This is a genomic window from Sediminibacterium sp. GW821-FHT12F12 (genome assembly GCF_058806635.1).
In genome coordinates this window covers 331,901-349,558 of record NZ_JBXAPW010000002.1, presented here as the reverse complement: position 1 = coordinate 349,558, position 17,658 = coordinate 331,901, and the positions used below count along the sequence as shown (strand labels likewise).

Genomic DNA, 17,658 nt, shown 5'->3' with positions numbered 1-17,658 from the left:
ACACAATTGCTGATCAGTACCAGCATTGGCGGTAGTAACGGCTTGTACTACATTAATAGCAACTGTGTTGGAGTAAAGTGCCGGACAAACTGCATTCTGCACGTAGGCCCTGTAAGCAGTAGTGGCAGTAAGATTGTTATAAGTATAGGTATCAGTGGTAGAAGCGATATTGTTCCAGGTAGTTCCATTGTTGGTTGAGTATTCCCAACGTACCACAGCGCTTACATAACCTGTGAGTGAAAGTGTACCGGTATTGGCAGTAGCACAAACCGTAGCAGCAACTGCAAGTGTGCCAGCTACAGTAGGATCATATACAGTGATGTTGACGTAGTCTTTAGAATCTGAGCAGATACCATTACTGATGGTCCAGGCCAATTGGTACACGCCGGTAGTTAACCCACTCACCACCGAAGCAGGATCATGGGCATTGGAGAAGCTGACCGCCGAAGGTCCTGAAACAAAAGACCAGGTACCGGTACCCGAACTGGGTGTATTACCGGCCAGTACGCTTGTTGTATTGTTACAAACTGACTGGTCGGCTCCTGCATTGGCTGGGGTAACCAATTCCAATACAGTAACAGTGGCCGCAATACCCGAATACAGGGGCAGTCCTACGCCATTTTGTACCAATGCCCTGAACAGCGTGGTTGTAGTGAGGTTATTATAGTCATAGGTATTCTGATTGGTACCCACTGTACCGGCAATCACATTCCAGGTGGCGCCATAATCTATAGATGATTCCCATTGAAGAATAGTTCCGAGATAATCAGAAAGAACCAGGGTACCGTGGTTACTGCTGGTACAAACAACAGCATCAGGTCCGATCACACCAGGATTGGTAGGAGGTTGCACGGTAAGTTGTACCAGGTCTTCTGAAACAGCACAAACACCATTCGAGATAGTCCAGCGTAAAACATACACCCCATCTGTAGGCGGAGCGCCAGCCACGAAGGAAAGACCACCTACGGTTGCCTTTGGATCATTCGGGTTAGAAAAACTGAGGGTGGTAGGACCAGATACCTGTGTCCAGGTTCCTGTGCCTGATACGGGTACATTCCCATTCAGTTTGGTACTCGAAACACCGTTCACAATAATTTCATCCGGACCTGCATTGGCAACAGTGGCTGCCGCAACCACATTAATGGTAGCAATATTGGAATACAGCGCCGGACAAACCGCATTCTGAACATACGCCCTGAATTGTGTACTAGCTGTGAGATTGTTATAGGTATGAGAAGAGCTGGTGTTAGCGATGTTGTTCCAGGTAGTTCCGTTATCCGTAGATGATTCCCAACGCAGAATAGAACTGCTGTACCCGGTGAGCGATAAGGTGCCGCTGTTGGCAGTGGCACAAACGGTAACACTTGCAGCGAGTGTACCCGGTACTGTTTGCGGATTAACAGTGATCTGCACTGCATCCTGCGAAGCAGCACAAGCGCCGTTGCTGATGCTCCAGTTAAGCTGGTATACACCGGCAGTAAGACCACCCAATACCGCTGAAGGATCGTTTGCATTGGAGAAGCTGCCAGCCGAAGGTCCTGATACAAAAGTCCAGGTACCGGTTCCCGATACAGGTGCGTTTCCGTTTAAAGTAGCTGATGTTACATTACAGAGCGATTGATCAACCCCTGCATTGGCTGTAGTTACTGCCTGCAATACAGTAATGGTAATGATATTGGAATAGAGAACGGAACAAACACCACTTTGCACAGCCGCTCTGTACTGTGTGGTAACTGCCAGATTGGTATAAGCCTGTTGGTTGGAAGTATTGGAAATATTGTTCCAGGTAGTTCCGTTATCTGTAGAAGATTGCCAGTAAACAATATTTCCTGTATAACCGGTAAGTGATAAAGTACCGCTGTTAGCTGTGGCACAAACGGTAGCACTGGCTGATAAGGTACCCGGCACTGTTTGAGGGTTAACAGTGATTTGCACCACGTCCTGCGAAGTTGCACAAACGCCATTGGCAATGGTCCAGTTAAGTTGGTAAACACCAGTGGTGAGTCCACTCAATACAGCTGATGGATCATTGGCGTTAGAGAAGCTTACAGCCGAAGGTCCTGATACAAAAGACCAGGCACCTGTTCCCGATGCAGGTGTGTTAGCGGCAAGTGTGGCTGAACCGGTGTTGCACAAGATCTGGTCAACTCCTGCATTGGCTGTAGTTACTGCCTGCAATACAGTAATGGTAATGATATTGGAATAGAGAACGGAACAAACACCACTTTGCACAGCCGCTCTGTACTGTGTGGTAACTGCCAGATTGGTATAAGCCTGTTGGTTGGAAGTATTGGAAATATTGTTCCAGGTAGTTCCGTTATCTGTAGAAGATTGCCAGTAAACAATATTTCCTGTATAACCGGTAAGTGATAAAGTACCGCTGTTAGCTGTGGCACAAACGGTAGCACTGGCTGATAAGGTACCCGGCACTGTTTGAGGGTTAACAGTGATCTGCACCATGTCCTGCGAAGTTGCACAAACGCCGTTGGCAATGGTCCAGTTAAGTTGATAAACACCAGTGGTGAGTCCACTCAATACAGCTGATGGATCATTGGCGTTAGAGAAGCTTACAGCCGAAGGTCCTGATACAAAAGACCAGGCACCTGTTCCCGATGCAGGTGTGTTAGCGGCAAGTGTGGCTGAACCGGTGTTGCACAAGATCTGGTCAACCCCTGCATTGGCCGTGGTTACAGCCTGTAGAACAGTAATGGTGGCAGCAGCAGATGCAAATGCCGGACAGCTGCCACTTTGTACAGTTGCCCTGTACTGCGTACTCGCTGTAAGATTATTATAACTGAGTTGGTTGGTAGTATTGGTAATCGTATTCCAGGTAACGCCATTATCGGGGGATGATTGCCAGCTCAGAATAGTGCCGGTATAACTACCCAATGTAAGTGTGCCATTGTTCATTCCTGCACAAACTGTTGCATTGGCACTCACCACCCCGGCCGCTGTTGCAGCAGTAACGGTAATAGTTACTGTGTTGGAACTTAGTGCCCCGCAACTGCCACTTTCTACCACGGCCCTGAAAAGTGTGGTAACAGCCAGGTTTGTATAATCGTAATTGGCAGTTGTATTGCTGATACTGTTCCAGGTACTGCCATTATCAACAGATGATTCCCAGCGGAGGATGCTCCCGGTATAACCGGCAAGGCTAAGGGTACCACTATTACTGGATGCACAAACGGTTGCATCTGATGAAAGGATTCCTGGTACGGACACAGGGTTCACCAAAATGGTAACCGGTGACGTATTTACCTCATTGCATACACCGCTTTGTATAACCACCCTGAAAAGAGTAGTGCTATTGATATTTGTGTAGGTATAGGTATTGCTGGTATTGCTGATGCTGTTCCACACAGAACCGTTATCGGTAGAAGATTCCCAGCGGACAATATTTCCCGTATAACCGCTTACCGTTAAAGTGCCGGTATTATTTCCTGCACATACAGTGGCATTGGCCGAAAGGGTACCTGCTACAGAAGCCGGCGCGTTGATGATGACAACGGTATCTGTTTGTGCCGGACAGGTCCCGTTGCCAATACTCCACACCAGCTGATATGTGCCGGCTACTAACCCGCTCAGGGTGGTAGATGCCGAAGAGGCAGATCCAAAAACTGCAGCTGAGGGGCCTGTTGCCTGCGCCCAGCTACCATTGCCTAATAAAGGATTGTTAGCGGCAAGCAAAGTACCCGTGCTGTTACATAAAACCTGGTCAACGCCCGCATTCGCTGTGCTGGATGCGCCATATACCAATACATCTGTAGAATCGGTATTACTGCAACCCAGTGGCGAAATAGCTGTGATGCGATATCGTACAATGGCGTTACTCCCGGAAGTAGCTACCAACTGGTCGGTGATAGTATCGATCGCAGTTGGGGTGGCATTGCCTGAATTACCGGTAACAGTACCGGAAATAACAGAGGAATTCCAGGTATAGGTACTTCCTGCCAACGAACTGCTGAACTGCAGATGGGTAATGCCGCCGGTACAAAGCGAGCTGGTGGCATTAGTGATAGTAACGGCAGGTTTTGGTCTTGCTGTTACCGTAAATGTGAAAGGTGTTCCGCTACAGCTCACATTGGAGGGGGTGAATGCATAGGGGGTAATGGTATACACCACCACAGCATCACTGGTATGCGAAAGATTTACGAGCGAGTCAATCACCGAACCTGTTCCGCTGGGAGAGTTACCGGTAATGGTACCGGCACTTACAGCAGAAACCCATGAGTACGTGCTGCCCGGAATAGCAGCAGCTGGTGTAAAGTTCAATGCCTGGTTAGAACAGATTACCTCGCTGCTGTTGGTACCCACATTATCCGGATAAATCCGCAATGTCATAGAATCTATACTGGATGCGGTTCCGCAATTACCCGTTGCATTCAGGGTGGAAGAACCTGTCAGGTAGATTTTGATCACACCCGCTGCTTTATCGGCTGCACCAGGTGTATAGGTAGTACTGAGCGTATTGGGATTCGAAAACACGCCGTTACCGGAGGTACTCCACTGGTAAGTATTGGTAACAGGCGATACTTTACCGCTCAACGAGATGGGGGCACTGTTAAAACAAACAGTGGTATCCTTTGATCCCTGAATGGTATCTGCTGCTGTTACATTTTTATACACCATCTGCGTGTCACTGCAGCTCACCCCATTGGTAGTGAATTTGAGTATTACCTGGTAGGTATTACCGGTTTGAAACTGCATGCCCGGGTACTGGCTGCCTGCATTGGATGAACCCTGAAAAGTAAAAGGTCCGCCGGTAACAGTCCATGCAAAACTATTGCCCGGGTTATTGTTGCTGTAGGTGACACCATAATAACTATCCGTAGCATCAAAATGGGCAATACCGTTGTTACATTCAATCACGTCGGGATGCAGTTGGGCACTGGCCCCGGTAATACTGATATTGGCTACTGCAGTACAGTTGGCATTGGTTACGGTATAAGAAACCGTTGCGGTACCACCACCTGTAATGGTTACATTTCCACTGCTGCTCACGGTGGCAATGGCTGTATTACTGCTGCTCCATACCCCACCCGGTGCCGTATTGCTCAACGCAACCTGTGTACCAATACAACCCCCTGTACTGCTGCTGGTAATCGTTCCTGCATTGGGTGTGGTATTAACTGTAATGGTTTTGGCATCTGTAGCCGTACAACTTTTGTTATCAGTTACCGTAATGGTATAAGTACCGGTGGCGGCAGATGTGGCATTGGCAATGCTGGCATTGGCCGTAGCGGCTGTAAAACTGTTGGGACCTATCCAGCTGTACGTATATGGACTGGTGCCCCCGCTCGCAGTAGAGGCCAGTGAAAGGGTATTGCCCGTGCAGATCGGACTGGCACTGCTCAGTGTAACGGATGGAGAAGGATTCACCGTAAGGGTTACGGTATTGGAAGCAGTAACACAGGTAGAGCTGGAAAGACTGGATACATCCGGTCCAACCAATACCCGGTAAGTTGCTCCATCTGCCACTATCGCATTTGCAATGGCATAACTCATGGCCGAAGTGCCCGGTGTACCGATATTGCTCCAGGTACTACCCGCATCTGTACTTTTCTGCCACTGATAGGCAGGATTGCTGAACGGACTGTTCACCAGCGAACAATCAATGCTGGTAGAACTGCCGGAACAGATGGTAGAAGCCGTACTGATCACTGCCGTTGCCGTAGGGGTGCAGGCAGAAAAAATAATATCATCAATGGCCAGGTCATTACCGCAATAAGAGGCCTGTCCGCCCAACGCATCCCTCATCTCCAGTATCAGCGAAGTAGTACCAGCCGGTAAAGAGAACTGAAAACCATACTGTTTCCAGTTGGGGGCTAATGTAGTGTTGGCTGTTAAGGGTAGTGTATCGGTTGTATACGACTGGAGAATAGTACCCGAAGTGTTTTTGATATTGAAGGTAACTTTTGGCCAGACCAGTCCTGCACCACAGATAGATTTGGTATTGGAAATGGTATTCATATTGGCCATCCAGGCAGAAAAACTGTACACAGAACCCGGGCAAAGATTATCCACCTGTTTGGAAAAGAACAGGTCAACCGGGCCGCTGTTGGGCTTGCCGGCATTCACTATATACATATTGCCATTGGTATTGCCGGTATGGTCGCGGCCCTGCGCCCAATCGTTTCTTCCGGTATTCTTTCCCAGAGGCGTTACCATGTATTCACCATCACTCAGCGCAGAACTGCCATTGAAGCTGTAGTTGGTTACAAAACCGGTAGGGATGGTATTTTTTTTGGTAGAAGAAGTGCTGGTTCCAAAAGTCTCACTATATACAGGCGCAAGGGCACTACTGGAACAGACACCCTGGGCAATGACGCCGACACCGGGGTACATGCTCATAAGCAGTGTTAACAGATATAGATACCTGTTCCTTTTCATGGATATTGGATTTTTCAACCAGCGCGGGTATTGAAAACGCGTTAGTTGATATTGGATACCTGAAATTAAGCCTTAATCAAGGCTGTAAAACCAACTCCTGCAAAACTCCGTGTAAACAACTGATTCCAACGTGTAATCAACCGTAATCTCATGTGACTTTTTATTGCTTTCTTTGTAGTATAAATTCTATCAACTGACCTACATGTGGTATAAAGCAGGCAAATTCATTCTCCGTTTCCGTTTTCCCCTCCTTGTAATAGTAACCGTAGCCACGGCGTTTATGGCCTGGCAGGCATCAAAGGTTCAGCTGAGTTACGATTTTACCCGGGCTCTTCCTACCGATAATCCCAAATACCAGGATTACCAGTCTTTCCTGAAAAAATTCGGTGGCGATGGCAATACCATGGTCATAGGTATCGGGTCTGATCAGTTTTACAAAACCACTTTTTTTAATGAGGTAGGGGCACTACATCAGGCATTAAAAAAGATAGCAGGTGTTACCGATATCCTGAGTATCCCGGAAGTGGTAAACCTCAAAAACGACAGTACCGAACACCGCCTGTTGCCGGAGAAAATATTTCAGTATCCCTATACATCGCAGTCACTGCTCGACAGCGACCGTGCTGTTTTGGAAAACCTGCCTTTTTACCGTGGGCTCCTGTATAATCCCGAAACCCATAGTTACCTGATGGGTGTGAATGTAAATAAAGACACCATCAACAGTAAAAGCAGAACCAGACTGATCAACGATATCCTGGCGCAGGTACAGTTGTTTGAGAAAAAAACCAATACAACTGTTTATGCCAGTGGACTCCCGTATATCAGAACCACCATCGGTAACCGTATCAAAAATGAGATGAACTGGTTCCTGATCGGTTCGCTGGTGTTGCTGGTGGTTACCATGTTTCTTTTTTTCCGCTCGGTGAGTGCTACCCTGATGAGTTTAGCTGTGGTGGGTGCCGGCGTGGTATGGAGTTTGGGAACGATTGTGTTACTGGGATATAAGATCACCCTGTTAACCGCGTTAATTCCCCCGCTGGTAGTGGTGATCGGGATCCCGAACTGTATCTACTTCCTCAACAAATACCATACGGCCTACCTGGATCAGCGAGATAGAGATAAAGCATTGATTACCATGGTAGGCAGAATGGGTATTGTTACCCTGTTCTGTAATATTGCCGCGGCTATTGGCTTTGCGGTATTTGCCTTAACCAAAAGCGATCTGCTGAAAGAGTTTGGTGCCGTAGCGGGTATCAATATCATGGCACTGTTCCTGATCTCGCTCATCTTTATCCCGGCCGTACTCAGTTACCTTCCGCCACCCGAAGCCAAACATACCCGTTACCTCGAAAACGCTTTGCTCGAGAGGATTTTACTACGTATCGAAAAATGGACTTTCCAGCATTCGCGCTGGGTATATGGTGTAACGGCCGTGATTACCGTATTTGCCATTCTCGGTATCTTCCGGATTAAAAGTGAAGGATTTATTGTAGATGATCTGCCTAAGAACGATAAAGTATACACAGACCTGAAATGGTTTGAACAACAATTCGGTGGGGTGATGCCGCTTGAAATTCTGGTAGATACCAAAAGGAAAAAAGGTATTTTCCGCAGTAAACCGATCAGTAAGATCGATGAATTATCGGCTTATATCGAAGCCGATCCCGCAACAGCCCGGCCTTTGTCTTTTGTAGAGGGATTGAAATTTGCCAAGCAGGCTTATTTTGATGGAGACAGTATGAGTTACACCGTTCCTTACGAGTCGGATCTGGTGTTTATGGCGCCTTACCTGCAAACTAAAAATGATACCACTAAAACAGCTTCTCCCAAAGGCGTTGCCAAACTCATCAGCAGTTTCATGGATAGTTCGCAGCAGGTGGCCCGTATCAGTGTGAACATGAAAGATATCGGCAGTGCCAAACTGCCTCTCTTGCTGAATCATTTTGAGCAGAAAGCCAATGAAATTTTTGATACAGCATCCTATAAAATAACGTTTACAGGCAGCAGTATCAGTTTTCTCGAAGGATCCAGTTTTATTATCCGTGGATTAAAGGAAAGTATTGTATGGGCTTTTGCATTGATCACACTCTGTATGTTATACCTGTTCCGCTCTTTCCGTATACTGGTTTGTTCACTCATCCCCAATCTGATTCCGCTGGTGATTACCGCGGGTGTGATGGGCTGGGCAGGTATTGCGCTGAAACCATCTACGGTACTGGTGTTCAGTGTAGCCCTTGGTATTGCCATCGATGTAACCATACGATTCCTCATCAACTATAAACAGGAATTACCGCATTACAATCACCAGGTTTCGCAAACATTGGTACAAACCATCCGCCATACAGGCATCAGTATCATATATACTTCTCTGGTATTGATTGCAGGATTTATCATTTTCTGTATCAGTGATTTCGGCGGTACCAAAGCCCTGGGTTGGCTTACCTCCCTTACCCTGGTGGTTGGCACTTTAACCAACCTGATCCTGCTTCCGGTACTGATCCTGTCAACTTCGGGAGGCAAAAAGAAGGATTAAACCGCCCAAAATAGGGTTACAGTTACAGCAATCACCAGAAAAAACCGGGGTGAAATATGTATGAATGACACTTTAGTTATTCATTATCAGACATTTATGATACTATTTTCTTTTTGTGCAGCCATTTTTATGGTTTTTTTGTCTAAGTTTAACATTTCCAAAACCAAAAAACCTGCACATGAGAAAATTAGCAACATTTGTGGCTTGCTGTGTCCTGCTGATAGGGCAAGTCATCGCACAAACCAACAGAACGGTTACCGGAACGGTAACTGACGACAAGGGGGTACCTCTTTCAGGGGTTACCGTTACGGCACAGGGGGCTGACAGAAAAGTATCTGCCACCACGCTTAGTGATGCCGGCGGAAAGTTTTCCATTAAAGTAACAGACAAAACAAGGTCATTACAGTTTGCATATGTTGGACTGGAAGAGCAGGTGGTTTCCATTGCCGGAAAATCATCTGTAACTGTGCGACTGATTTCCAATTCTGCCAATCTTTCTGAGGTAGTGGTAGTGGGATATGGTACACAAAAGAAAAAAGACATTACCGGAAGTATCGCGAGTGTAAAAGGGGAAGCCCTTGCCAACAAACCCGTTCAGAGTTTTGAACAGGCACTGGGTGGTCGCGCTGCGGGTGTCCAGATCACGATTCCAAGTGGTGTGCTGAATAGTCCGCCTGTTATCAGGATCCGTGGTACCAACTCTATCTCTCTTTCTTCTTATCCATTGATTGTAATCGATGGTATCCCGACTTTCACCGGCGATTTCAGCTCAACCAGCTCTGCCGGTAATGCGCTGGCCAGTATCAATCCAAACGATATTGAAAGTGTGGATGTGGCCAAAGATGCGGCAGCTACTGCCATCTATGGTAGCCGGGCTGCCAATGGTGTTTTATTCATCACTACCAAAAAGGGTAAAGCCGGCCGTTCTAAAGTAAGTTTAGACAGTTGGGTTGGCTGGAGCCAGGTACAGCGCCTGCCCAGCCTGCTGGATGCATTCCAGTACACCGATTATAAAAACGAAGCACTTAAAAATGCCGGAACCTTCAGCGCTACCAACCAGTTTGCATTGATGAATGGCCCGGATGGTAACCCCATCAATACCCGTTGGTATGATTATGTATACCGTACCGGTGTACAACACAGCAATAGCGTAAGCGTATCTGGTGCCAACGAATCAACCAGTTACTATTTCTCTGGTGGTTACACAGAACAACAGGGTATTATTAAAAGAAACGATTTCAAACGTCTTTCTTTATTGATGAATGTTGATCACAAAGCCGGTAAATATGTAAGCCTGGGCGGTAAAATTCAATATTCAAATGAGAAGAACCTTGCTGCCGTTAGCTCAGGTTCATTAGGCGATGCGTTTTCTACTGCAGGTTTAGGCCGTGTGGTATTGATTACGGCACCTAATATTTCTCCCTACAACAACGATGGTACCTATAACTATTCCGGCGCACTGATTGGTGTGGGTGGAAACAAACAGGGCCAGGTTGGTTTTAATAACCCCGTTATCCAGTTAGATCAGAACAGGGCCAATAGCGAGAACGATCACATCATCGGTAACCTGTATGCCCAGATCAAACCGTTTAGCTGGTTAACTTTCCGGTCTACTTATGGTTTGGATTATATTCTGGTGGATAATGACCAGTATTATAGTCCTATCTCTGGTGAAGGTTTCGGTTCCAATGGTTCTGTTACCAGCAACTTTACCAAAAACAAAAGAACGGTATTCACCAATACCCTTCAGTTTGATAAAACCTTTGCAGATAAACACGCAGTAACCTTACTGGGAGGTATCGAGTCTCAGCGTTCAACCGGTTTGGGATATGGTTTGAACCGTATCACCGTATCTGACCCTGCTTTCACCAATATCCAGGGTGGTTGGGCTACGCCTAACACCGCGGGTTTATCGATCGGCGAAAACTATCTCTATTCTCAGTTTGCCCGTTTAACCTATACCTACAACAAGAAATACACTGTGAACGGAAGTTTACGTCGCGATGGTGCTTCTCAGTTAGGTGTTAATTCCAAATATGGTACTTTCTGGGCTGCTTCTGCTGCGTGGGATATTACTGCAGAAAACTTCTGGTCTTCTATGAAACTGGACAATGTGTTCAGCAGTTTCAAGATCAGGGGTAGTTATGGTAAAGTGGGTAATATCGGTGGCTTAGGAAACTTTGCTTCCCTGTCTACTTTCGGATCCGGTTTATATGGTGGAAACGCCACTCTGGCTTTCGGTTCTGCAGGTAACAACGATCTTACCTGGGAAACCAGCAAAAAAACAGATGTGGGTATCAACTTCGGTATCCTGAAAGATAAAGTGAATGTGGAACTGACTTACTATAACAGTAACACCGATGGTTTGCTGTTGTTTGTACCACAACCTCCTTCTGCAGGATTTCCTTCTACTATTCCTAGGAACGTAGGTACGATGTATAACAGAGGTATCGAGTTTGCGATCAATACCACACCAGTGCAGAGCAAGAATTTCTCATGGACATCTTCCTTAAACATCAGTTATAACAAGAATATGGTAACCTCATTAACAGAGGGCTTGGATCAGATCATTTCTTCCACCGGTGGTCTGGAAAATCCAAGTATTACCAAACCAGGGTTCCCGATTGGTATGCTGTTTGTAACCAAAACAGCGGGTGTTGATCCTGCAACAGGCCGCAGAATTTTCGTGAATGCTGCCGGAAAAAATGTGTATTTCCAGCACGTAGCTCCTGCCGGTCAGTTCCGTTTCTCTTATGCAGATGGAACCGTTGCGCCAACCGTGAGCAATGCCGATGCGGTTGTATACAGAAATACCAATCCTAAGTTTTATGGTGGTTTCGACAATACTTTCCGTTACAAAGGATTTGAACTGAATGCATTGTTTACTTACCAGTTTGGTTCTTACCTGTACTATGGTACCAACGCAGGTCTGCGCGACCAGCGTTTCTGGAACAACTCTACCGATGTATTACAAAGGTGGCAGAAAGCAGGTGATGTAACAGAGATACCAAAAGCGGTATTTGGAGATAACGTTTCCAATGGTTCTTCTTTCCCGTTAGATATCAATGTATTTAAAGGTGATTTCGTAAAATTGAGAACACTGACCCTCGGTTATAACCTGCCAAAGTCTGTGCTTGATAAAGTGAAGATCAGCAATGCGAGGTTCTATGTAGCCGGTAACAACCTGCTGATACTGACCAAGTACCCTGGTCCGGATCCCGAGGTTTCTTCTAATGGTAATGGTTCATCCAACTTTGGTATCGATAGAAATACTGTTGCCAACCAGAGAACCATTACAGTGGGAGTAAATGTTGGTTTCTAATTGTTAACAGTTTAATTCAAGAAAATGAAAAAATACCTTTTATATACTGTGTTGGCTGCATTAGGAATGCAGTTTACATCATGCGTCAAAGAATCGTACCTGAACCCGGTGCCTACGAATTCGGTTTCCGCTGAAACGGCTTTCGACAGTAAAGACAGGATCGAAGGACAGGTAAGGGCTATCTACGCCTCCATCAAAAATGCCGGCATGTATGGCGGACGTTACCAGATCTTCAACGATATCCGTGGTGAAGAGTTTGCCAACGACCGTACCAACGTGGTTACGGGTTTTGATGTCTGGAACTATACACCGAGCAACAGTTCTACCAATAGTGTATTGAACCATTGGTCACGTGCCTATTATGTGATCAACCTGACCAATGTTTTTATTGATGGTATGGCTTCCAAAGGAACCAATGTGGTAGGAGCTGCACTGTCTAGCAATTTTGTAGCAGAAGCCCGTTTATTGCGTGCACTCAGCTACTATTCCCTGCTGCAGTTATATGCACGTCCATACTGGGATGGTAACGGTAGCAAACCCGGTGTGCCCCTGCGTTTAACGGGTAATACTGGTCCTGGCAATTATGCTCTTGCCCGTGCTACTGTTGCAGAAGTATATACCCAGATCCTCGCAGATCTCACTTTTGCAGAACAGAACCTGCCGCTCACCAATGCATCCGCTTTGCTGAATACTACGCGTGCACATAAGAACACAGCTATTGCTTTAAAAACAAGGGTATACCTCAGTATGGGTAAGTATGCAGAAGTAATTACAGAAGCCAATAAAATTGTTTCTGCTACTGCTCCTTTCACAGCCACTACCGGTGTAAACCATGCACTGCAGGCTGATTACACCAATATCTTCAAGGCGCCGTATACTACTACAGAATCTATTCTGTCGATGCCATTTGCAAGCAATGAAACACCGGGCACTCAAAACCAGTTAGGCTATTACTACGGACCATCCGCTTTCAATGGCGGTAATGGTGAGTACTCTTTGCTGTCAACCGGTATCATTTCCAATACAGGTTGGAAAGCAACAGATAAACGTAAAACCTTCATACAGGTATTCAGTGGTAAGAGTTATCTCACCAAGTACAGTGTACCATCTACTTTTATCGATTATGCACCAGTGATCCGTTATGCAGAAGTATTGCTGAACCTGGCCGAAGCAAGGGTACGTTCTACCAATACGGTTGATGCGCAGGCAATTGCTTTACTGAATGCCGTTCGTGGAAGATCAGATGCTACCACTGTATTTACCGCTGCAGATTTTGCAAATTCAGCTGCCCTGGCAGACCAAATCATGATCGAAAGAAGGATTGAATTGCTGGGTGAAGGATTACGTGGCACAGATATTACCCGTTTAGGATTACCACTGCCTGCGAAACCAGGTGTGAGTGCGATTCCTAATACTGGTCAGCAATATATCTGGCCTATTTCTTCTGATGAATTGTTGCTGAACCCATTGTGTAAGGATAACTAAAACAGGTATCATTCACCGCTTTCTGCAAAGAATGACGCATCAATTTTCAGGTAAAGCCGGACCCATCATTATGGGTTCGGCTTTATTTTTTTAAGCCTGGTAAATCAATCTGTTGTGAAAGAATATTCGGTGTCTTTTCTCCGCAACAGCTACTGTGTACCCAGCACTTCGAAGTATTTCTTTGTGATGCATAAATTTTATAACCTCCCCCCTTCCGTGTGAAAGGTTTCCGGAGAAAGGAAGGGTAGCAGAACAAATGGCATTTCCCGTAAAAGATACCTGTACTTTCCTTACTTCACTATCACTTTCATTTTGTTTTATTTGCTTTTTCCCTGCTTCGCGGCCGCTGTAAGCGTGAACAGGAAATGAAGAAGAAGTGGACAGGAATTGGACGAGAACTGAGCAAGGACTGACCCAAAACTGAATAGAAACCGAATGAGCACTGAACAAGAAGCAGACTTGAAGGGCACCTGAAGGGCATTTGATGGGCATTTGAAGGGCACTTGAGCACCTGAAAGAGGGCACAGAAGTTAGCTTAGACAGGGGGTAGTCAACTGTTATCACAAGACAACAATGAAAGGAAAATATTTATTTTATTTTTCATCATATGAAAGAATGGACAGTGAAATAGGATCCGGATGAACCACCTGTAACAGTATTTACCGTACAAAATATCTTACGAAAGCCGGAAAAAAGAGAAAAACTCGTCCATATCTAATGTTTGAAAATTATTAATAGATTATTTGTAACTAATTGATTATAAAGTTATAAGAACCTTTTATTTTTTATTTCGCATATAATTTTTGAAAATTGCAGCATAAAACAACATAATCCTGTCTTAGAATGTTATGTTATGTTTTCTTTAACTAATTTGCGCCCCCGCAATCACTAAAAACTGAATTATGAGAAAATTAGTCACAATGTTATTGTGCGTGGTGCTGGCTATTACCCAAATAGCGGCCCAATCACGTACAGTAAAAGGAAAAGTTACTGATTCAAAAAGTAACCCCGTTCCCAATGCTTCTGTAGTTGTAAAAGGTACAACCACCGGTACAACTTCGGATGCCAATGGAGATTTTTCGATCAATGTACCAGCTTCTGCCAAATCGCTGGTTATCTCTTCTCTGAATTTTGCCAGTCAGGAAGTGTCTATTGGTACTAAAACCAATATCACTGTATCCCTGTTATCATCCGAGCAGGACCTTCAGGAAGTGGTAGTAGTTGGTTATGGTAGCAAGAAGAAATCAGACCTTACCGGTTCCGTAGCTACGTTAAAAGCTGCTGAAATCGAGAACCTGCCTTTTTCTTCTGTAGATAAGGCCTTACAAGGTAAAGTAGCCGGTCTGCAATCTGTAGCAGCTTCTGGTCAGCCAGGTGCTTCTCAGAACATCATTATCCGTGGTATCAGCTCCGTTAATGGTAGCAGTAACCCATTGTGGATCATAGATGGTATCCCAGTTAACACAGGTGATGCATCCCGTCTGCAAACTACGTCCAACCTGTTGAGCACCTTAAACCCTAACGACATCGAAAGCATTTCTGTACTGAAAGATGCGGCATCCCAGTCTATCTACGGTAGCCGTGCTGCCAATGGTGTAATTGTGGTTACTACCAAAAAAGGTAAAGGTGGTAAAACCAAATTCAGGGTTGATTCTGAGATTGGTCAGAGTAATACTGCTTATACCAACGACAGATACAAACCTCTGAATGCACAGCAGTACCTGGATATCACCCGTGAAGGTCTTGTTAACGCAGGTCAGACTCCTGCAAACGTTACGGCAACTTTGACCGCTTTGGGTCTGGGTAACGGTATCGATTTTAACTGGTTAGACAATGTGGTACGCAATGGTACACAACAACAATATAACGTTAGTGCTTCCGGTGGTAACGATAAAACACAGTTCTTCCTGTCAGGCGGTCGTTTTGTTCAGGACGGTACTACTATCAACTCAAGATTAACCAGAACCAACGGTAATGTAAACATTACCAACCAGGCTACCGATAAACTGAAACTTGGTTTCAGTCTGAATGGCGGTGTGGTTAACCAGCGTGCTCCTTTAGCAGGTGGTGCTTTTGGTAACCCGGTTCTGTCTTCTTATTTCCTGTTGCCCACCTATTCTGCTTATAAAGCCGATGGTTCTTATAACCTGACCAGTGCTAACCTGGGTGGTTTGCACAATACCATCGCATTAAGTGATCTGGATAAGCGTTTTCTGAGACAAGCCAGTATGCGAGGAAGCGTATATGGTGAGTACAAGATTCTGGAAAATCTGAAATTCAAATCTCAGTATGGTGTGGATTACAACGTACTGGAAGAAGATCAGTATAACAACCCTTTACATGGTGATGGTGCCGCTTCAAGCGGTAGAGCGTTTTCTTACTATACCCGTTATTATAACTGGGTATGGACCAACACCCTGGATCTGCAACAGAATATTACCCGTGGTGGAGACCTGTCTTTCAATGCACAGATCGGTTATGAAGCACAGAAATCATCTGCTTACTTCAGTTCTCTGCAGTCTCAGCAGTTCCCTCCCACCACTACTTTAACTTACCCAGCATCAGGTGCCAGTCCCACCACTGCTTCTGCCACTATCTCTGAGTATTCATTTGCTTCCCAATTTGCTTCAGCGGCCGTGAATTACCAGAACCGTTTTGTAGTGTCAGGAAGTTTCCGTCGTGACGGATCTTCTAAGTTCAGTCCTAACAACAAGTATGGTAATTTCTGGTCTGTAGGTGGAACCTGGAATGTAGACAGAGAAAGATTCATGGAGAATGTAAAATTCATTACCCAGCTGAAACTTCGTTCTTCTTATGGAGTTAACGGTAGTAATACTGCTATTGGTAACTATGATGCGCTGCCACTGTACAGTTTTGGTAGCAACTACAACCAGTTACCTGGTAGTGCACCTGCTAACGTAGGTGATCCTAACCTGACCTGGGAGTTGAACAAGCCATTTAACGTAGGTGTGGATGTAAGTATCTTGAAAAACAGGATCAGTCTGACTGCTGAATACTATACAAGAACTTCTTCTTCTCTGTTGTTATCAGTTCCTTTATCACGTACTTCCGGTTTTGCTTCTGCAACAAGGAATATCGGTACCCTGAAGAATGAAGGTATTGAGCTGAACCTGAGTGTAACACCTGTTCAGACAAAGAACTTCAAATGGGAAATCGATTTCAACTTTGCCAACAACAAAAACACAGTGGTTGAACTACCTGGTGGTGCTGATATCGCCAATGGTAACTTAATCATCCGTCAGGGTGTAGCTTTGAACTCTTTCTTCTTAAGAGAGTGGGCTGGTGTAGATCCTGCTAATGGAGATCCTCTGTGGTATGCAGATAATGCACGTGGAACCAAAACCAATGTATATCCTGGCGTAAATGCAAGGGTGTTGGCTGGTAATGCACAACCTAAGTATTTCGGATCATTGAACAATACTATTACTTTCAAGAACTTTACATTGAGTGCTCAATTGTATTATAACTATGGTAACATGGTATATGATACATGGGGTGGTTATTACACTGGTGCCGGTTTCGGTGCTACTTTCAACAAAGTGGCCCGTGTACTTGATCGCTGGCAGAAGGCCGGTGATGTTACTGATATGCCTAAGTATATCTATGGTGGTAACAAAAACTTCCAGAGTGCTTCTACTTTCTACCTGCAAAAGGGTGATTTCGTAAGATTACGTGAAATTCAGTTGGGCTATAATCTGCCTAAGGAAGTATTGGCCAAAGCCGGTATCAGCAGTGCCAATTTCTACGTAAGAGGTACGAACCTGTTTACATGGGTGAAAGACAAGAACCTGGCTTTCGATCCTGAGCAAGGTACCAATAGTGCAAGTAACTTGAACGTATTCATCCCTAAAACTGTAACTGTAGGTCTGAGCGTTGCGTTTTAATTACAGTTTTAAAAAACACTTTC

At 45.3% G+C, this 17,658-nt stretch carries 5 protein-coding genes; 4 read left to right on the top strand and 1 reads right to left on the bottom strand.

Annotated elements, in window-relative coordinates; genetic code table 11:
* Window positions 1–6,351, bottom strand: a 6,351-nt coding sequence (locus tag AC1RNB_RS03980) for a beta strand repeat-containing protein (protein ID WP_493080900.1), incomplete at its 3' end; no start/stop codon positions are given.
* A gap of 241 nt (window positions 6,352–6,592) precedes the next feature.
* On the opposite strand from AC1RNB_RS03980, the gene AC1RNB_RS03975 reads away from it, so the two are divergent.
* From AC1RNB_RS03975 to AC1RNB_RS03960, 4 genes are all read left to right on the top strand, one after another.
* Window positions 6,593–8,923, top strand: a complete 2,331-nt coding sequence (locus AC1RNB_RS03975) for an efflux RND transporter permease subunit (RefSeq protein ID WP_493080898.1) — start codon at window positions 6,593–6,595, stop codon at window positions 8,921–8,923.
* Between the two features lie 178 nt (window positions 8,924–9,101).
* Window positions 9,102–12,245: a SusC/RagA family TonB-linked outer membrane protein gene (locus AC1RNB_RS03970; protein ID WP_493080896.1), complete on the top strand. Its 3,144-nt coding sequence runs from the start codon at window positions 9,102–9,104 to the stop codon at window positions 12,243–12,245.
* Between the two features lie 24 nt (window positions 12,246–12,269).
* Window positions 12,270–13,730 (top strand): RagB/SusD family nutrient uptake outer membrane protein, encoded by a 1,461-nt coding sequence (locus AC1RNB_RS03965; RefSeq protein ID WP_493080894.1) that lies wholly within the window; start codon window positions 12,270–12,272, stop codon window positions 13,728–13,730.
* Between the two features lie 902 nt (window positions 13,731–14,632).
* The gene (locus AC1RNB_RS03960) at window positions 14,633–17,635 is read left to right on the top strand and encodes a SusC/RagA family TonB-linked outer membrane protein (RefSeq protein WP_493080892.1); all 3,003 of its coding nucleotides are present in this window, start codon (window positions 14,633–14,635) and stop codon (window positions 17,633–17,635) included.
* Window positions 17,636–17,658: the final 23 nt, after the last annotated feature.

Coding starts and splice junctions, on each gene's coding strand:
- AC1RNB_RS03975 (WP_493080898.1), top strand. CDS start 6,593: ATGTGGTATAAAGCAGGCAAATTCATTCTCCGTTTCCGTTTTCCCCTC.
- AC1RNB_RS03970 (WP_493080896.1), top strand. CDS start 9,102: ATGAGAAAATTAGCAACATTTGTGGCTTGCTGTGTCCTGCTGATAGGG.
- AC1RNB_RS03965 (WP_493080894.1), top strand. CDS start 12,270: ATGAAAAAATACCTTTTATATACTGTGTTGGCTGCATTAGGAATGCAG.
- AC1RNB_RS03960 (WP_493080892.1), top strand. CDS start 14,633: ATGAGAAAATTAGTCACAATGTTATTGTGCGTGGTGCTGGCTATTACC.